We start from the raw sequence: 17,624 nt of genomic DNA, 5'->3' as shown, positions 1-17,624 counted from the left end.
TTCGTCCGAGACCGCCACCGCGGCCTCCACCGCGGACTGTTCACCTGACGGGGTCCGTCTCACCGTGACCTACGCCCCGTACGGCGAGGTTGCCGCCGGGCTGGCCAAGCCGATCTTCGAATCCCGCTATCCCGGACTCACGGTCGACCTCAGGCCGACGAGCACGGTTGGCTACGACGACCTCACCCAGCAGATCGTTACCGACATCGCGGGCGGTGCTCGCCCTGACGTAGCGATGATCGGTACCGGGCAGCTGCAGTTCTGGGTCGACAGGTACGGCCCCCAGCCGATCGACCCCGCCGCCCTCAAGCCCACCTACGACCAGCGCTTCCTCGAGGTCGGCTCGGTGCGCGACGAGGTCTACTTCGCACCGTTCCAGGTCTCGGTCCCAGTCCTCTACACCAACCTCGACCTGACTACCGGCGCCGGAGTAACCGAACTCCCGACTACGACGGGGGAGCTCGTGGAGAGCGCACGCCGGGTCAAGGGGGGTTCGGGGTCCGCTCCGGTCCAGATCCCGCGCGACCAGATCGCGGACTGGCCTGTCCAGGCATTCGTCCAGAGCGCCGGACTCGCCTACGTCGAGGCGGACGGCGGCCCTGGGTTCGACTCTCCCGAGGGGGTGCGTGCCCTCGGGATCTACGAGCAGCTCGCCGCGGACGGACTCATCGACCCGATTTCGTTCGCCGACGCCATCACCGCGTTCAACACCGGCCGACTCGCCTACTTCATTTCCACCCCTGCGCTCGCCGCCCAGGCCCAAGAGACGATCGGCGGAGCTTTCGAGTGGACTGTTTCCGACTTTCCCGTCCCTGACGGGGGCGACCCGCGGCTACCGGCTGGCGGCAACGGCTGGATCGTTCTGTCAGACGACGCGTGCCGCGCCGCCTACTCCGCCGAGCTGATCGGCGAGATGCTCTCGCCAGAGATCATCGTGGAGAGTTCGAAGAAGTTCAGCTACATCCCGGTCGACCGGGAGGCCGCGGAGGCACTGGCCGCCGACCCGGCCGTGTCGAGCCCGATGGGATATGCCTGGCGCTACGAGGGGACCCCCACCCGGTTCGGTGGGTGGCCGGGCGACAGTACGCCGAGGGTCAACGTGTTCGTCGAGGACATGGTCCAGCGCCTCACCCGGGGTGAGCCGACGCAGCAGGTCGTGGCTGACATGTCCGCCCGGATCCGGTCGGCGGTGCGCTGATGAGCGTCGTGGAGCTGGACCGGGTAACGAAGAGCTTCGGATCGGTGACGGCTGTCGACGACGTCAGTATCACCCTGGCTGAGGGAGAGAGCCTGGTTGCGCTGGGCCCGTCCGGTTCGGGAAAGTCGACACTGCTCCGGATCATCGCCGGCCTCGAGAGTGCAGACTCCGGGGAGATCCGCATCGGCGGTGTGCTGCAGAACGACCTGCCGCCCCACCGACGGGACGTCGCCATCGTGTTCCAGCACTTCGCGCTCTACCCGCACCTGTCGGCCCTCGACAACATCACCCTCGGTCTGAGGCACGGACTCGGGCTGGCCCGTGCCGAGGCGAGGCATCGCGCATTCGACGTCGCCCAACGACTGGAGATCGACGCGTTGCTGGGGCGCCGACCTCGGGAGATGTCCGGCGGTCAGCGGCAGCGGGTCGCACTCGCACGGGCGCTGGCCCGGCGGTCGAACGTGGTTCTCCTGGACGAGCCGCTCTCCGGGCTCGACGCACAGCTGAGGCTGAGCCTGCGCGCCGAGATCGCCGGTGTGCTGGGCGCGACCGGTGCGACCACCGTGCACGTTACCCACGACCAGAACGATGCAATGGCGCTCGCCGACCGGATCGCGGTCATCAGCGGCGGACAACTGCAGCAGCTCGGCACACCGGACGACCTGTACCGGCGTCCCGCCTCCACGTTTGTCGCGTCCTTCGTCGGCGCACCACCGATGAACCTCTTCGACGTCCCGGCGGTAGACGGCGGCCTCCGTACACCGTTTGGGATCGTGCGGAGCAGGAGGTCGACCGCTGTGCAAGCCGGCATCCGGCCCGAACAGCTCCGCATCGGGTCGTCCTCGGCGACCTGGACTGCCGACGCCCGGATCCAGGTGGTCGAGCCGGAGGGGCCGTCGACGATCGTGCACATGGCCCTCGGCGACCTCAGCATGTGCGCCAGGGTTCATCCGGACGTCAAGGTCGCGGTCGGGGACGAGGTCGAGGTCGGGTGCGAGCCGGCGGACATCCATGTCTTCGATCCGGTAGACGGACGGTCCCTCGGGCTCGCTTCGGAGGTGCTGTGAACACCGGAGGAATGCCGCCCCGGACGCTGGTCGCGTTCGACTGGAACGGCACGGTTGTCGACGACCGTAGTCGGGCCGTCCGGGCAACCGACTCCGTGCTGCGTTCCCGCGGCCTGGGTGAGATGTCGGACCAGCGACTCCTGGCCACGTTCACCCTCCCGATGGCCACGTGGTTCGCTGCGCTCGGGGTGCCCTCCGGCGACCTCCCGGACGTGGAAGCGGAGTGGAACCGTGCCATGCGGGCCCGGACGGCCCGGCTCCGTGCGGGTGCCCGGTCCGTCCTGACCGCCCTCCGGGACGGAGGAGTGCGGTTGGTTGTCGTCTCGGCGGCTTCCGATGACGCGGTCGGTGCCGACATCGACGCCTCGGCCACCGGCTCGTTGTTCCACCAGGTCGACGCCGGGGTCGTGGACAAGGCCGCGCATCTGAACGCGCTCCGGCAGCCGGACGACGTGTTGGCGGTGTACGTGGGAGACACCGAGTACGACGTCGCCGCCGGGCGAGAGGCGGGGTTCCGCACGGTCGGGATCACCGGCGGTTACCAGGCCGCCACCCCCCTACACAGCTGCGCCGACGCGGTGGTCGACACCTTCGCCCAGCTCCACGACGTGCTCCTCGGCTGGTGTCCGGCCGCGTCAACCCGGGGGACCATCTGACGCCGTCACCACCTCTGCCCGGCGACCGCCATGCGGTGCGGGACCGGTCCCACCCGGACCGGTGCCACAGAAAGGACGACATGACAGCGACGACGCAGATACCCGATCCGGATACAGGACGCCAGGAGGGTCCGCTCGAACGGGCCGATCGGAACATGGCCGAGATCCTCCAGGAGCTGCGGGTGACGCTGATCGGTATCCAGATCCTGTTCGCGTTCCTGCTCTCCTTCTCGTTCAGCGAGCGCTTCCGACAGCTTGACGCCGTGCAGCTGGGCATGTACCTGTCGACCCTGCTCCTGAGCGTCGTTGCGACCGGACTGTTAGTCGCGCCGGCAGCAGTGCACCGGATGTCGTTCGCTCGCGGAAGGAAACCGGAGATCGTCCGGACGAGTCATCGGTGCTTCCTGGGAGGTCTCGCGGTCGTCTCGACGGTGATTCCCGCATCCGTGGCGCTGGTGCTCGACGTCGCGGTGTCACGGGCAGCCGGAATCGCAATCGGAGCGAGCTTGTTCGTATTCTGCCTGATCTTGTGGTTCGTTCTTCCTCTTCCCCTCCGTCGTCGTCCCGACCGGGGGATTGAGCCAAAATCGCGCTCACCGCGCGACGCGTGTCGTGACCCCGGCGCGCGGTCCTCCGGGGCGGTGGAGTGAGGAATGCTGGCGGTCCGGGATGAGTCGCTCCTCGAGCGCGCCGACCGGAATCTGGCCGACCTCCTCCAGGAGGTGCGCATTGCCCAGAGTGGGGTGCAGATCCTGTTCGGGTTCCTCCTCTCCGCGGGGTTCAGCCGACGCCTGACCGAACTCACGTCGCTCCAGAGCGCGCTCTACACGGGAACGCTCTCACTCAGCGTGTTGTCGACGATCATCCTGGCGGCTCCGGCTGCCGTGCACCGGATGACGTTCGCTCGGGGGCGGAAGCAGGCAACGGTCCGAATCGGGCACCACCTGTTCGCCGTCGGGCTGCTCACCGTCGGGCTCACCATCGTCGGGGCGACGACGTTGGTCGTCGACCTGGTCCTCGGGCCACGGGCCGGGAGCGTGGTCACGGCCGCGGTGTCCGCGTACCTCGCGGCGGTCTGGCTCCTGCTGCCATGGTGGTCGCGACGGGGCATCCTTCACCGCAGAGTCTGACGCTTCCGGCTGCAGTACTCGGGCCCGCGACGAGCAGGCGCAAGTCTGCTGGCGTGCTGCGTGAGGGCTTGCGACGGCCGCCCTATGCCGTTACGTCGTGCCCGTGATCGTGCCTGTCCACCACGCTCCGGCGGATGTCGCTACAACTACAGGAGTGGAGCTGTGTGCAGGGTAACGGGCGCTGGAATCGGTCCGGTACACTTGATCAGTGGCCGGTCGATGCGATCGGCGGCCGAACGATCCAACCCTGAGGCGGGGCAGGCTGGTCCGATTGGTGGTCGTGGCCGGCTTGCGCGACATGGCGAGGTTGACGGTGACAGCACGGCGCGCGGGAAACACCGTCGACGAGATTTATCGAACCCTCCGGGAGCGGATCATCGACGGGGTCTACGGCCCGGGTATCCGCATGTCGCAGGGTGGGATCGCCGCGGAGCTCAACGTGAGCCGGACGCCACTGCGAGAGGCTCTTCAGCGCCTCGAGGCGGACGGGCTTCTGGTGGGGCGGGCGAACCGCGGCATGGAAGTTGCGCCGGCTCGGGTAGGTCAGGTCGAGGAGTACTATGCACTCCGGCTCTTGATTGAGCCACCGACATTGGCCGAGGTCGCTCGGCGAATGGGCGCACGAGAACTGGCGACCATGGAGTCCGAGCTCGCTGCAATGTGCGACATGCGTAACCGCGTGCGGGATTTTCAAGAGGCGCATCTGAGGTTCCACGAACTAGTGATTCGGCGCTACCCCAATACGATCGCCGAACTTGTTCACTCTTTGCACACCAAGATCTATCGGTACCAAAGGCTGCATTTCTCGCGTCCCGAAGCTTCGAACGAATACACGTCGGTTGACCGCCTCTTCCTGGAGGCACTGCGAGAGCGAAACTTTTCAGTCGCCAGGCGACTATTCGAGTTCCATCTGATCGACGCAGCGATTGGCATGATCCACCAGAGTGAGCCCGACTATCGGTTTGATGCGCTGTTAGTAGCGGCGCGCGGTGTCGGCATACACCTGGACTCAGGGGTGGACGGTAGCCTTCCCAGGCCAGCATCTCTAACGTGGGCGAACGACCGGGAGGTTATAATCCCGGATTTAATGACATCGAATCTCCAAGTTGGAGGATCGCCGAAGGTTGCATAAGCCCTCGGCGGCAATTCTCGAGTGCGCGCACGGCGCAACTGTGACCTCCTAGGTGTGGGCGGAAGCGCGTCAGTCTGGAGGCGAGATTAGTGCAATCAGTCTCGTTGACTCTAACGGTCAGTTTGAGCTAGGGCTGGGCGATAAGGATCAGGACCGTTCGCCGTTTACCTTCAATGTTCAATTTTCAAGCAGTCTAACTCCATCGTGTGTTCGTACGTTCACGCCAGGTTCGAATGCGTCAGAGACGCGCACCGCATAGGTCGGAGAGAAGGAGTCGACCACGTCAGGGAGTGACATCCACTTGACATCTCGTGATTCGTCGGTCGACCCTTCTTTGCCTGCAACGGGTTCGCAGCGAAAGACGAGTGCGATGATGCCGCGACTCATATTCTTGTATATTCCAGAGAGTGGGCCGACTTGAGTCTTGATCCCAGTCTCTTCTAGAATCTCACGGTAGACGCCTTCCTCCGGTGACTCATCGAGTTCGAGGACACCACCGGGTGGTTCCCAGCGTCCGTTGTCGCGGCGTTGGATCACGAGTACCTCGTTGGCGTCGTTCACGACGACACCGGCGACGCTCACGGAGTGCTTGGGGGTCTCGGCCACGTCAGAGCCTCGCGTTCGACTGTGTTCGGTAACGTTCACTGTCAATGATAGTCGTCCAGTGGCCTGGAGGAGTCGTGGAGCTCGGGACGATCGACCGCAGGGCTGACCGTCCGCCGTACAAGCAGATCGCGGACCAGCTCCGGGCTGCGATCGAGTCGGGGGAGCTGTCGCCGGGCGACAGGATCCCGTCCGAAGCGACCCTCATCGACCATTACGGCGTTGCCCGGATGACGGTGCGCCAGGCGATCCAGGAGCTCCGAGCTGAGGCCCGTGTGGTGGCGGAGCATGGGCGCGGCGTGTTCGTTCGCACGCCGGTGCAGGTGAGGCGGCTCGCATCGGAGCGCTTCGCCCGCCGGCATCGTGAGGCCGGCCTCGCCGCCTTCGGGGTCGAGGCGGAGAAGACCGGTTTCACGCCACGCGTTGACCAGCTGGAGGTGTCGACGGCACTGCCGTCCGAAGAGATCCGCGACCGGCTGCGGCTCGCGGCCGATGAAGAGGTCGTCGTGCGTTCCCGGCGGTACCTTGCCGACGGGCAGCCAGTGGAGACAGCAATCTCCTATGTCCCTGCGGTGATCGCGGCGGACACAGCCATCGCGGCGCACGACTCCGGGCCGGGCGGAATCTACGCACGCCTGGAGGAACTCGGGCACGAGCTGGACCACTTCACGGAGGAGGTGTCGGCTCGGATGCCCTCGGCGGACGAGCGTGACCGACTCCAGCTCTTCGACGGCGTGCCGGTGATCGTGGTCGTGAGGACGGCCTACGAGACCACGGGGCGACCCGTCGAGGTGTGCGACACGTTGAAGGCGGCGTCCGCCTACATCCTGGAATACGACATCCCGGCTCGCTGAGCTGCGGGAACGCGGCGACCTGAGACTCTCTGGACATACTCACCTAGACGGCTAACCGCCTAGCCCGTAGAGTTGTGCTCGCCTAGAGGACTACTACGGAGTGATTCCAGTGCCGCAGATCTACGCCATCGACCAGACCGCGACCTTCGAGCGTCTGCTCTGGCTCTCGTCGGAGCCGAAGACCCGGTTCGGCGCGGACGTCCAGGAGACGACCAAGGACGGACTGCCGAAGTGGGAGGTGCAGCTCGTCGCGAGCTTCCGGCAGTTCGGCCGGTCGACGAACGAGATCATCAAGGTCGGCCTCGCCGCGCACCACCAGCCGGGCGCCGACCTCGGTCCGGCCGAGCCCGTGCAGCTCGTCGGGTTCGAGATCGGCGTGATGGACAAGAAGAACCGTGAGGGCCAGGTCGTCGGTGCGCAGGTCTGGTACCGGTGCCAGGAGGTGCGTGCGCTCGCCGCCACCGGCCCGCGGGGCAAGCAGGCGGAGGCGAGCTGATGAGCGCCTACGTCGGGACGACGGACGGGCTCGTGTTCGTCTGCCGGACCTGCGAGACCGGCTACGAACCGGACGCGGGGGAGTGCCCGGAGTGCGGCGACTGGACGTTCACCGCCGTGCTTCGGCCCGCCGCGATCGTCCCGCCTCCGCGTCCGGTGGGTGAGGCGTCATGACCGTCGAGCTGACCGTTCCGGCTCGTCGCGACGCCACGCGGCCCCGGGCCGGTGTCACCGGCTGGCTCGCCTGGTTGCTGCTCACCTGGTCCGAGCGCCGCGCACGCCGTGAGGAGGACTACGAGGCACGCGCCTTCGCCGAGTGGCTCCGCTACGCCTGGCGGGACGCCTGCGAGGGAGTCGGCGCCTGCAAGATCGTCGAGACGGTGACCGGCCCGACTGCCCGCACGCCGCGGGTCGGCTCGGTGGTGACCGGTCCGCCGGTGTCGATGCTCGTCGAGCTGATCCCCGGCCAGGAGCCGGAGGACCTCACTCGCGTCGGGGGCCGGCTCGCGCACTCGCTGTGCTTCGAGGGCCTGCGGGTCGTCCCGTACGCGGGCCGTTGGGTGCGGATCGAGCTGCTCGACCGGGATCCGCTCGCCGACCAGTACGCGCTGCCGCGCACCGCTGTGACGACGTGCCGGAAGCCGGTCCTGATCGGACGGGACGACCTCGGCGATGCGCTCGGGCACGTCTTCGCCGATGCGGCGCACGTCGCGTTGCAGGGGCAGAACGGTGCCGGGAAGTCCCAGTTCGCCTACGGGCTGCTGGCGCAGCTCGCCGGTGCCGACGACATCCGGATCGCGGGTTCGGACATCACCGGCCTGCTGCTCGGGCGCCCGTGGGAGGGCACCGTGCACCGGCGGTGGCAGGCGACCGGCACGGCCGACCTCGAGGAGCACGCGACCCTCCTCGAACGGCTCGTCGGCGTCATGGACGACCGCCTCGCCGCGCTGCCCGACCGGACCGACAAGCTCGACCCGACGCCGGGTACGCCGCTGTTCCTCGTCGTGGTCGAGGAGTTCCCCGGGCTGCTGCGCGCGGCGGCCGGCCTCTCGAAGCCGGGACGTGGTGAGCGCTCGGTGCTCGACCGGATCAAGGCCGCCAACCTGCGGCTGCTCTCGGAAGGCCGGAAGGTCGCCTTCCGCGTCGTCACCCTCGCCCAGCGCGCCGAGGCCGAGGCAATGGGCGGCGGCTACGCCCGTGACCAGTACGCGCTGCGGCTCTCGTTCCGGGTCCCCGGCGACTCGCTGGAGATGCTCCACGGTGCTGCCGTCCGGGACCTCGCCGAGCAGCACGCCACCGCACCGCCAGGTATCGCCGTCCTGTCCGCACCCGGGCGCGAGCTCGTCCGGGTCCGGGTGCCCTACCTCGGCGACTACGCCGATTACTGCGACCGCATCGCCCGCACCGCCCGGAAGGAGAACTGACATGGCCACGACCACCGACCCGGTGTTCGACACCGTCCGGGGCGGCCTGGACCGGGTCACCGCCGAGATCCTCCGACTCGGAGCGGTTCGGCCGGACAGCCCTACGACGCACGCGGTCCGTGCCCGCCGCATGGCCGACCTGTACGACCGGACCGCGCGTTGGTGGCGCGTGCTCGCCCGCAGCCAGGCCACCCGCAGCAAGGTCGACCTGCTGTTCTACTGCGCCGTCCTGGGAGCCCAGGGCGACGCCGAGCACGAGGCCCGCTTCTGGCGGGAGTCCGCCCACAACTGGGACACCCACGCGAAGGAGGCCCGCTGACATGGACGCCCTGCTGCTCACCGCCGAGGAGACTGCCAAGCTACTCCACATCGGACGCTGCAAGGTCTACGACCTGATCCGCAACAACGAGCTTAGCTCCATCAAGATCGGCGGTGCCCGCCGCATCCCGCGCTCGGCCGTCGAGGAGTACGTCTCCCGGCTGCTCGACGAGGAGGTGGCCTGATGGCACGCCGCCACCAGCCGTCCCCACCGCCGAAGCGCCGGGTCAACGGCGAGGGGTCGATCTACCAGCGCAAGGGCGATCTGCTGTGGGTCGGCACCGCCTACGTCCCGACCAGCTCCGGGAAGATCAAGCGGCAGCCGGTCTACGGCCGCAGCCAGGAGGAGGTCCGGGAGAAGCTCGACGGGCTCAAGGCCCGGGCCGTAAACGGCGGCCTCGTCGACGACCGCCAGAACACCGTGGCGGAGTTCCTCGCCGACTGGCTCGACGACATGCGCCACGAGAAGCGCGCCACCACTGTCCGCGGCTACGAGTCCGCGGTCCGCCTGCACATCGCCCCCGTGCTGGGACGCAAGAAGCTCGTCAAGCTCACGGCCGTCGACGTCCGGTCGTTCATGGCCGTGATGCGCGAGAAGTGCCTGTGCTGCGCCAACGGCTGGGACGCCCGCCGGCCCGAGAAGGAGCAGTGCTGCTCGGCCGGCCGCTGCTGCGGGCGCCACCCCTCGGTCCGCCAGCTCCAGTTCGTGCACGCCGTGCTCCGCAACGCGCTCGGGCACGCCGAGCGCCTGGAGCTGGTGAACCGCAACGTCGCCAAGCTCGTGCGGGTCAAGACGCCCGAGTACTCGGTGGGGAAGGGATTACCCGTGGAACAGGCACGCGCACTGCTCACTGCCGCCGAGGGCACCCGGTTCCACCCGCTCTACGTCGTCGCGGCCACGCTCGGTCTCCGTCGCGGCGAGCTGCTCGGTCTGCGCTGGTGCGACATCGACATGGACGAGGCGACGGTCCACGTCCGCCAGACCGTCCAGCGGGTCGGCGGCAAGCTCGTCGTCGAGGGCACCAAGACGCGCGCCTCGGAGGCAGTGATCCCGCTGCCGAAGATCACCCGCACCGCGATCCTCGCCCGGCGCCGGGCCTGGGCCGACGAGCGCAAGGCCGCGGGGGAGTGCTGGCAGAACTACGACCTCGTGTTCTGCACCCAGATCGGCACGCCGGTCGAGCCGCGGGCGCTGAACCGCGACTTCGACAAGCTCCGCAAGCGCGCCGGCCTGCCCGGCGTCCGGCTGCACGACCTGCGGCACACGGTCGTGAGTCTGCTGCTCGCGCTCGGAACACCGCCGCACGTCGTGCAGGCCATCGCCCGGCACGCGGACATCGACGTCACGATGACGATCTACGCCCACACCAACCTGGACGCCATGCGCCAGGCCCTCGACGCCATCGACTGGGAGGCGTCATGACCGGACACTGCTACAGGACTGCTACATACCGATCTTGGGACAAGACCGGGTCGACCTGTTTTCGCAGGTCAACCGTGGTCGGGGTGGCGGGATTTGAACCCACGGCCCCTCGCTCCCAAAGCGAGTGCGCTACCAAGCTGCGCCACACCCCGTCGGCGGCAGTCTAGCCCCGCCCCGGCGTTGCAGGACGGCGACGTCGGGCCGCGATGTGTCCCGCGCGACAGCCCACGGGCGTTGATCCTCTCCACCCGCGCTTCCTAAGGTAAGCCTTTCCTAAACGACAAGGAGGGGTGCCGGTTGCGCGCGCCGTCCCGACCCGCCGGTCTGCACGACCCGGCCGCCGAGCTGAGCAGCTGCGGCGTCGGTCTGATCGTCCGCAAGGACGGTGTGCAGACCCATGATGTCCTCGTCCACGCCCATCGTGCCCTGTGCGCGGTCCCGCACCGCGGTGGCATGTCGGCGGAGGGCATCGGCGACGGCGGCGGCGTCTCGGTGGATCTCTCGGTGCGGTTCTTCTCGGCGCTCGCCGGGCGCGAGCTGACGGCCCGCCGGTTCGGCGTCGGGAATGTGTTCCTCCCGACCGACGCGGACCGCGCCGGTGCCGCGGAGAAGCTGGTCACCGCGACGCTGGAGCGGCACGGCTGCACGGTACTGGCGGTTCGCGACGTGCCGACCGATCCGTCGGCACTGCGCCCGGCGGCGGTCGGGCAGCAGCTGCCGATCCGGCAGTGGATCTTCACGGTGCCCGACGGCGCCGACAGCGACCGGCTCACCCACCGCTGTCTGCTCGACGTCGAGGCGCTCGCCTACACCGATCCGGAGCTCGCCGGGCTGTACCCGCTGAGCCTGTCCACCCGCACCCAGGTGCTGAAGGGGCGGCTGAACTCGTGGGAGGTGCTGCGCTGGTTCACCGATCTGACCGATCCGGCGCACGAGGTGTCGAGCCTGTACTTCCACACCCGGTTCTCCACCAACACCGACCCGCATCCGACGATGGCACAGCCGTTCCGGCTGCTGGCGCACAACGGTGAGCTCAACACCGACCGCAAGAACCGGATCGCCGACGACGCGCTGGCCGCGGCCCGGGGGGACCGGATCGTCCGCCCGCCGGGCCAGTCCGACAGCGCCCGGTTCGACCAGACCCTGCACGCGCGGGTCGCCGGCGACGGTGTCGACCTGGTCGCCGCCGTCGTCGCGATGATGCCGCCGGCCTGGGAGAACGACCGGTCGCTGCCGGAGCCGGTGCGGGCGATGCTGGAGTACCACTCGCTGGTCGAGGAGATCAACGACGGCCCGGCCGCCGTCGTGTTCTCCGACGGCGACGTGACCGGCGCCCGGCTGGACCGGCTGGGCCTGCGTCCGCTGCGGACCTGCGAGACCGACGAGTACCTGACGGTCTCCTCCGAGGCGGGGCAGTTCGACCTGCCCGCCGAGCGGGTGCTGCGCCGCGGCCGGATCGAGGCCGGCGGGATGCTGTGGTGGAGCGCCACCGAGCGGCGCAGCTACGACACCACGCAGACCCTGGAGCTGCTCGCCTCCCGCGCCGACTACCCGGCGCTGCTGGCCGCGGCCCGCACCGGGCTCGGCGAGCTGCCCGCCCCGGACGGGGACCCGGGAGCAGACAGCGAACTGACGGTGCACCAGCGCTACGTCGCCTACGGCCTGGACTCCGAGGCGTTCCGGTTCCTGCTCGACCCGATGCTGACCGACGGCGCCGAACGGGTCTCGGCGATGGGCTACGGCAACGCGATCAACGCGCTCACCGATCGCGAGGGCGGTGTCGCCCGGTACTTCACCCAGCGGTTCGCGCAGGTCACGAACCCGCCGCTGGACCCGATCCGGGAGGCCGACGGGATGAGCCTGCGGGTCGCGCTCGGCGCCCGCCCGGTCGCCGACGGAGACCCGTTCCACCGGATCGTGCTCGACTCCCCGCTGCTCGATGACGACGGGCTGGCCCGGCTGCGGTCCGGCACCGCCGTGCCGGTCGCCGGGTTCGATCTGCTGCACACTCCCGGCGACCTGGAGGCGGCGATCGAGTCGCTGCGCGCCGACGTCGTCGCGTTCGCCCGCACCGGCGGCGGCATCGCGCTGCTCGACGACGGCGCGCTGAGCCCGCAACGCGCCGCGATCCCGGTGGTGCTCGGCGTCGCCGCGGTGAACCGGGCGCTGATCGAGGCGGGTCTGCGCCCCGCGGTGTCGCTGGTCGTCGCGACCGGGCAGGTGTGCTCGTCACACCATCTCGCCGTCGTGCTCGGGTTCGGCGCGTCCGCGGTGCACCCGCACGCGGTCCGGCTGCGCGCCGCCGAGTCCGGCGATCCCGCCGCGTTCGGCCGGTTCCGCCGGGCCGCCGAGAAGGCGCTGCTCAAGACGATGGCCCGGGTCGGGCTGTGCACCGCGGAGAGCTACGTGGCCGGTGAGTTCTTCGAGCCCGGCTACCTCGACACCGGCGATCCCGTGCTGCACCGCTGGTTCCCCGACCTGGACGCCCCGGTCGGCGGGGTCGGCTTCGCCGCGATCGAGCGGTCCGCCGCCGACTGGCACCACCGGGCGCTGACCGTCACCGGCCCCGACGACGTCCCGCAGCTCGGGCTGTTCAAGGAGCGCACCGACGGCGCCGGGCACTCCTACGGCGTCACCGCGGTGCGCGCGTTCACCGGGCTCACCGACGAGCGGGTCGCGCTGACCGCCGGCGCCGTCGACCCCTCGCTGCGGCTGCTCCCGCTGGCCGGGCTGGCCGACGCGTTCGGCCTGCACGACGAGGCGTACACGCACACCGGCCTGCGCGCGCTGACCGCCGCCGAGATCGACGACTTCACCATCACCCCCGGCTACCGCGAGTTCGCCGCCGAGCTGGCGCGGGAGCGCGAGCGGCGCCCGTCGGCGCTGCGCGACGTGCTGGTGCTGCCGGTGGACCTGCGCGACGGCGTCGACGAGCTGGACCGGGTCGACGCCCGCGGCACCGCGACCGTCGCCGTACGCGGGCTGCGCCGCGACGGTGACCGGCTGCTCGTCGACGGCGACGCCGGCCCGCTAGCCCGCTACCTGGCCGACCGGTTCGGCCCGGAGATCGACGTCGAGACCGACGGCCCGGCGGTGCGTGTCCGGTCCGCGTCCGGGACCGCCGCCGACTGGCTGGACCGGCTGGTCACCGCACCGGAGCCGGTCCCGCTGGCCGAGGTGCAGCCGGCGTCGGAGATCACCCGAACGCTCGCGTCCGGCGCGATGAGCCACGGCGCGCTCGTCGCGGGCGCGCACGAGGCCGTCGCGCACGGCACCAACATGGTCGGCGCCCTGTCGAACTGCGGCGAGGGCGGCGAGGCCCGCTCCCGGTTCGGGACGATCCGCGGCTCCCGGATCAAGCAGTTCGCCTCCGGCCGGTTCGGGGTGTGGGCCGGCTACCTGGCCGACCCGATGCTGGAGCAGATCGAGATCAAGATCGCGCAGGGCGCGAAGCCGGGGGAGGGCGGGCAGCTGCCCGGCCGCAAGGTCACCGTCGACATCGCCGCCGCACGCGGCGCCACCCCCGGCGTCGAGCTGGTCTCGCCGCCGCCGCACCACGACACCTACTCGATCGAGGATCTCGCCCAGCTCATCCACGACGCCACCGCGGCCCGGGTGAAGGTCGTCGTGAAGCTGGTGTCGTCGGAGGGCATCGGGACGATTGCGGTCGGCGTCGCGAAGGCCGGCGCGCACGTCGTGAACGTCGCCGGGAACACCGGCGGGACCGGCGCCGCCGCCGTCACCAGCCTGAAGTTCGCCGGACGCTCCGCCGAGATCGGCATCGCCGAGGTGCACCAGGCGCTGTCCGCGCACGGCCTGCGCGACGCCGTCGAACTGCGTTGCTCGGGCGCACACCAGACCGCCGGTGACGTCGTCGTGTCCGCGCTGCTCGGCGCCGACGGCTTCGAGTTCGGGACGAGCGCGCTGATGATGCTGCGCTGCGTCATGGCGAAGAACTGCAACGTGCGCTGCCCGGCCGGGATCACCACCAACGCCGAGGCGTTCGACGGCGACCCCCGCGCGCTCGCCCAGTACCTGCTCAACGTCGCGCACGAGGTCCGCGAGATCCTCGCCGGGCTCGGTCTGCGCAGCCTGCGCGAGGCCCGCGGCCGCACCGACCTGCTGCACCTCGCCGCGCACCCGGCGATCGTCGCCCGGCTGGACCTGCGCAGGCTGCTGCACCCGGCGCGCCGGGACCAGATCGCCGATCCGGTGCGGGTCGGGGCCGAGCACACCCACGACGAGTCGTGGTCGGCGACCGTGCGCGACGCGCTCGCCCGGCACGCCCCCGGCGTCGACGTCGACGGCGGCGAGCTGGGGAACCGGCACCGCTCGGTCGGCGGCCGGCTCGCCGTCGACGTCGAACGCATGCTGGACCACGAGCGGATCGAGGGCCCCGCGCTGACCGACGACCGCGGCCGCCGGTTCCTGCCGGACCGCTACGTCCGGATCCGCACCCGCGGCGCCGCCGGACAGTCGTTCGGGCTGCTGTGCAACGACGGGATGTGGCTGGAGCACACCGGCACCGCCAACGATGGCGTCGGCAAGGCGGCCTGCGGCGGGACGGTCGCCGTGCGGTCCCCGGGCGGCTCGCCCGGCGCCGGCCGCGGCCCGGGGGAGAACGTGCTGATCGGCAACTTCGCGCTGTTCGGCGCGACCGGCGGCCGGCTGTTCGTCGAGGGCGAGGCGGGGGACCGGTTCGCGGTGCGCAACTCGGGCGCGTCCGCCGTCGTCGAGGGGCTCGGCGACTTCGGCTGCGAGTACATGACCGGCGGCGCCGTGCTGAACCTCGGCACCGCGGGCGCCGGGCTGGGCAACGGCATGTCCGGCGGCTTCCTCTACCAGTACGACCCGGCCGGGCGGGCCGCGTTCAGCACCGACTCGGTGGACGTCGCCCCGATCGGCGGGTTCCACGAGACCGCGGTGCGGCTGCTGCTCGGCTGGCACGTCGAGGCCACCGGTTCGGCGCTCGGCGCGCGGCTGCTGGAGCACTGGGCGACCGAGCGCGCGCACGTGCTGGTCGCGACCCCGCGGGCGCTGCGGCTCTACCAGGACGCCGACGCCGTGCTCGCCGCGAACAGCCGCGCCGAGCTGGTCGACGAGCTGGCCGACGCGCTCGCCGCGCACCAGCTGCGCCGGCACAAGCTGGCCCAGCGCGACGGCGTCCCGGTCGCCGGGGGAGCAGTCCCCACCGACCCGGACGAGCAGATGTACGCGCTGGTCAACGGGCTCACCGTGCAGCGGATCGCGGAGGACGTCGCGCGCAGGCGCGGTGGCGACCCGCGCACCCTGCTGCTCACCGAGGACCACGCCGTCCGCGCCCGGCTGGTCCGTTACGCCCGCGACGCCCTCACCGGCTACGACGACGGCGAGCTCGCCGTGCTCGTCTCCGCGAAGCGGGTGGGCGACCTGAAGGCGGCGCTGGCCCGCCGCGACGTCTACGGTACCGACAGCCCGGGCACCTTCGGCTGGATCATCGCCAGGGACGCCGCGAACACCGCAGCGCTCGGCCGGGTCCCCGGGTTCGAGGAGCTGTTCGCCGCCCGCGCCACGCCGGACCTGGTGGCCGCCCCGTGACCGCGCAGTTGCCGGAGGACCTGCAGGCGCTCGGCATCTCCGCGGACGCGCCGTTCACCCCCGAGCAGCGGATCTGGCTGTCCGGGTACCTCGCCGGCGCGCGCACCGCGGTGACCCGCGCCGAGCCGGCCGGGGCGACCGCGCACCCGCCGGTGCACGTGCTCTACGGCACCGAGACCGGCAACGCCGAGCTGGTCGCGGGCACCGTCGCGAGCCGGCTCAGTGCCGCCGGCGCGCCCGCTGAGCCGGTCGAGCTGGACCAGGTCGACGCCGCCGCACTCGCCGCGATGGACCGGGTGGTGATCGTCTGCTCCACCTACGGCGACGGCGAGATGCCGGACGACGCGGACCTGTTCCGGCAGCTCATCGAGTCCGCCGACGCGCCGCGGCTGGAGTCGACGACGTACGCGGTCTGCGCGCTCGGCGACACTGCCTACGACGACTTCTGCGCCGCCGGGAAGCTGATCGACGCCCGGCTCGCGGAGCTGGGCGCGAGCCGAGCGCTGGACCGGGTCGACTGCGACGTGATGTGGGAGGACCAGGCCGAGCAGTGGTACGGCCGGGTCCTCGCGACGTTCGCCGCAGGCGGGACCGCACCCCCGGCACCGGCCCCGGTGGCGGCGGGACCGCGGTGGGACCGGCGCAACCCGTTCCCGGCGGTGCTCGCGCACAGCGTCCGGCTGTCCGGGCCCGGCTCGGACAAGGACATCCGGCACCACGAGTTCGCGCTCGCCGACAGCGGGATCGGCTACGCCGCGGGGGACGCGCTGGGCGTGCTCCCGTGCAACGACCCGGCGCTGGTCGACGCCCTGCTGGAGCAGCTCGGCGCGGACGGCGACGCCCCCGCCGGGGACCGCCCGCTGCGCGAGGCGCTGACCTACGCGCACGAGATCGTCACGCCGTCCCGCGACCTGCTCGCGGTGCTCGCCGAACGCGGCTCCGACGACGAGCTGCGGGCCGCGCTGGCCCATCCGGACAAGGCCGCCCGGGAGGCGTACCTGTGGGATCGGGACCTGCTCGACCTGCTGCGGACCGCCCGGTTCCGGTGCGACGCCGACGAGCTGCTGGGGCTGCTGCGGCCGCTGCAGCACCGGGCCTACTCGATCTCGTCCAGCCCGCTGGCCGCGCCGGACCGGATCCACCTCACCGTCGCGAGCGTGCGCTACCGGTGCGGTGATCGCGCCGTCGGCGGGGTCTGCTCGACCCACCTGGCCGACCGGCTCGCCGTCGGCGACACGGCGGGGGTGTTCCTGCAGCCCAACTCGACGTTCCGGCCGCCGTCCGACGACGCCGTCGACATGATCATGATCGGCCCCGGTACCGGGATCGCGCCGTTCCGGGCGTTCCTGCAGGAACGCGCGGCCCGCGGGGCGACCGGCCGGAACTGGCTGCTGTTCGGCGACCGGCACCGCGAACACGACTTCCTCTACGGCTCCGAACTGACCGGGTGGGCCGAGTCCGGCCTGCTCACCCACCTCGACCTGGCGTTCTCCCGCGACCAGGCGGCCAAGATCTATGTCCAGGACCGCATGCGCGAGCACGGCGACCGGCTCTACGCCTGGCTCGCCGACGGCGCGCACCTCTACGTGTGCGGCGACGCGAGCCGGATGGCCCGCGACGTCGACGCGGCGTTGCACGCGGTCGTCGCCGAGCACGGCGGCCTGGACGTCGACGGGGCCGAGGCGGTCGTCGCCGACCTCAAGCGGGCCAAGCGCTACCTGCGTGACGTCTACTGAGCTACCTGATC

At 70.7% G+C, this 17,624-nt stretch carries 16 protein-coding genes and 1 tRNA gene; 15 read left to right on the top strand and 2 right to left on the bottom strand.

The features are described 5' to 3' along the window. Nucleotides 1-64: 64 nt before the first annotated feature. From ABZ881_RS13245 to ABZ881_RS13220, 6 genes are all read left to right on the top strand, one after another. Nucleotides 65-1,198 (top strand): extracellular solute-binding protein, encoded by a 1,134-nt coding sequence (locus ABZ881_RS13245; protein WP_358484362.1) that lies wholly within the window; start codon nucleotides 65-67, stop codon nucleotides 1,196-1,198. Further along, nucleotides 1,198-2,265: an ABC transporter ATP-binding protein gene (locus ABZ881_RS13240; protein WP_358484360.1), complete on the top strand. Its 1,068-nt coding sequence runs from the start codon at nucleotides 1,198-1,200 to the stop codon at nucleotides 2,263-2,265. The genes ABZ881_RS13245 and ABZ881_RS13240 overlap by 1 nt, the downstream gene beginning before the upstream one ends. Next, the gene (locus ABZ881_RS13235; protein WP_358484358.1) at nucleotides 2,262-2,921 is read left to right on the top strand and encodes an HAD hydrolase-like protein; all 660 of its coding nucleotides are present in this window, start codon (nucleotides 2,262-2,264) and stop codon (nucleotides 2,919-2,921) included. Before ABZ881_RS13240 ends, ABZ881_RS13235 begins: the two co-directional genes overlap by 4 nt. 80 nt (nucleotides 2,922-3,001) lie before the next feature. After that, nucleotides 3,002-3,571, top strand: coding sequence for a DUF6328 family protein (locus tag ABZ881_RS13230; protein WP_358484357.1), 570 nt, complete (start codon nucleotides 3,002-3,004; stop codon nucleotides 3,569-3,571). Nucleotides 3,572-3,574: 3 nt separating this feature from the next. Then, entirely contained in the window at nucleotides 3,575-4,051 is a 477-nt protein-coding gene (locus ABZ881_RS13225) for a DUF6328 family protein (protein WP_358484355.1), read from the top strand. 280 nt (nucleotides 4,052-4,331) lie between these two features. Next, nucleotides 4,332-5,183, top strand: a complete 852-nt coding sequence (locus tag ABZ881_RS13220; protein WP_358484354.1) for a GntR family transcriptional regulator — start codon at nucleotides 4,332-4,334, stop codon at nucleotides 5,181-5,183. Nucleotides 5,184-5,360: 177 nt separating this feature from the next. On the opposite strand, the gene ABZ881_RS13215 is transcribed toward ABZ881_RS13220, so the two are convergent. Next, nucleotides 5,361-5,789, bottom strand: a complete 429-nt coding sequence (locus tag ABZ881_RS13215; protein WP_358484352.1) for an NUDIX domain-containing protein — start codon at nucleotides 5,787-5,789, stop codon at nucleotides 5,361-5,363. A gap of 74 nt (nucleotides 5,790-5,863) precedes the next feature. On the opposite strand from ABZ881_RS13215, the gene ABZ881_RS13210 reads away from it, so the two are divergent. The 7 genes from ABZ881_RS13210 to ABZ881_RS13180 all read left to right on the top strand — a co-directional run bounded on the left by ABZ881_RS13210 (nucleotide 5,864) and on the right by ABZ881_RS13180 (nucleotide 10,300). Then, the gene (locus ABZ881_RS13210; protein WP_358484350.1) at nucleotides 5,864-6,640 is read left to right on the top strand and encodes a GntR family transcriptional regulator; all 777 of its coding nucleotides are present in this window, start codon (nucleotides 5,864-5,866) and stop codon (nucleotides 6,638-6,640) included. A 109-nt stretch (nucleotides 6,641-6,749) separates the two neighbouring features. Then, nucleotides 6,750-7,136, top strand: coding sequence for a hypothetical protein (locus tag ABZ881_RS13205; RefSeq protein ID WP_358484348.1), 387 nt, complete (start codon nucleotides 6,750-6,752; stop codon nucleotides 7,134-7,136). Then, nucleotides 7,136-7,309, top strand: a complete 174-nt coding sequence (locus ABZ881_RS13200; protein ID WP_358484346.1) for a hypothetical protein — start codon at nucleotides 7,136-7,138, stop codon at nucleotides 7,307-7,309. Before ABZ881_RS13205 ends, ABZ881_RS13200 begins: the two co-directional genes overlap by 1 nt. Then, nucleotides 7,306-8,559: a hypothetical protein gene (locus ABZ881_RS13195; RefSeq protein ID WP_358484344.1), complete on the top strand. Its 1,254-nt coding sequence runs from the start codon at nucleotides 7,306-7,308 to the stop codon at nucleotides 8,557-8,559. The genes ABZ881_RS13200 and ABZ881_RS13195 overlap by 4 nt, the downstream gene beginning before the upstream one ends. Before the next feature lies 1 nt (nucleotide 8,560). Beyond that, complete coding sequence (locus tag ABZ881_RS13190; RefSeq protein WP_358484343.1) at nucleotides 8,561-8,878, top strand: hypothetical protein; 318 nt, start codon at nucleotides 8,561-8,563, stop codon at nucleotides 8,876-8,878. A 1-nt stretch (nucleotide 8,879) separates the two neighbouring features. Continuing rightward, on the top strand, nucleotides 8,880-9,062 hold the full coding sequence (locus ABZ881_RS13185) for a helix-turn-helix domain-containing protein (RefSeq protein WP_358484342.1): 183 nt from the start codon (nucleotides 8,880-8,882) through the stop codon (nucleotides 9,060-9,062). Then, entirely contained in the window at nucleotides 9,062-10,300 is a 1,239-nt protein-coding gene (locus ABZ881_RS13180; RefSeq protein WP_358484340.1) for a tyrosine-type recombinase/integrase, read from the top strand. Before ABZ881_RS13185 ends, ABZ881_RS13180 begins: the two co-directional genes overlap by 1 nt. Nucleotides 10,301-10,375: 75 nt before the next feature. On the opposite strand, the gene ABZ881_RS13175 is transcribed toward ABZ881_RS13180, so the two are convergent. Then, nucleotides 10,376-10,452 (bottom strand) — tRNA-Pro (locus ABZ881_RS13175). Between the two features lie 145 nt (nucleotides 10,453-10,597). On the opposite strand from ABZ881_RS13175, the gene ABZ881_RS13170 reads away from it, so the two are divergent. Both ABZ881_RS13170 and ABZ881_RS13165 read left to right on the top strand, forming a co-directional pair. Continuing rightward, nucleotides 10,598-15,877: a glutamate synthase-related protein gene (locus tag ABZ881_RS13170; protein WP_358484338.1), complete on the top strand. Its 5,280-nt coding sequence runs from the start codon at nucleotides 10,598-10,600 to the stop codon at nucleotides 15,875-15,877. Continuing rightward, complete coding sequence (locus ABZ881_RS13165; RefSeq protein WP_358484336.1) at nucleotides 15,874-17,613, top strand: sulfite reductase flavoprotein subunit alpha; 1,740 nt, start codon at nucleotides 15,874-15,876, stop codon at nucleotides 17,611-17,613. The genes ABZ881_RS13170 and ABZ881_RS13165 overlap by 4 nt, the downstream gene beginning before the upstream one ends. The last annotated feature ends 11 nt before the right edge of the window (nucleotides 17,614-17,624 follow it).

The organism is Pseudonocardia sp. NPDC046786 (assembly GCF_040645415.1).
GTDB lineage: Bacteria > Actinomycetota > Actinomycetes > Mycobacteriales > Pseudonocardiaceae > Pseudonocardia > Pseudonocardia kongjuensis.
This window is presented reverse-complemented; position numbering and strand designations above follow the sequence as displayed.

Coding starts and splice junctions, on each gene's coding strand:
- ABZ881_RS13195 (WP_358484344.1), top strand. CDS start 7,306: ATGACCGTCGAGCTGACCGTTCCGGCTCGTCGCGACGCCACGCGGCCC.
- ABZ881_RS13200 (WP_358484346.1), top strand. CDS start 7,136: ATGAGCGCCTACGTCGGGACGACGGACGGGCTCGTGTTCGTCTGCCGG.
- ABZ881_RS13185 (WP_358484342.1), top strand. CDS start 8,880: ATGGACGCCCTGCTGCTCACCGCCGAGGAGACTGCCAAGCTACTCCAC.
- ABZ881_RS13190 (WP_358484343.1), top strand. CDS start 8,561: ATGGCCACGACCACCGACCCGGTGTTCGACACCGTCCGGGGCGGCCTG.
- ABZ881_RS13240 (WP_358484360.1), top strand. CDS start 1,198: ATGAGCGTCGTGGAGCTGGACCGGGTAACGAAGAGCTTCGGATCGGTG.
- ABZ881_RS13225 (WP_358484355.1), top strand. CDS start 3,575: ATGCTGGCGGTCCGGGATGAGTCGCTCCTCGAGCGCGCCGACCGGAAT.
- ABZ881_RS13180 (WP_358484340.1), top strand. CDS start 9,062: ATGGCACGCCGCCACCAGCCGTCCCCACCGCCGAAGCGCCGGGTCAAC.
- ABZ881_RS13230 (WP_358484357.1), top strand. CDS start 3,002: ATGACAGCGACGACGCAGATACCCGATCCGGATACAGGACGCCAGGAG.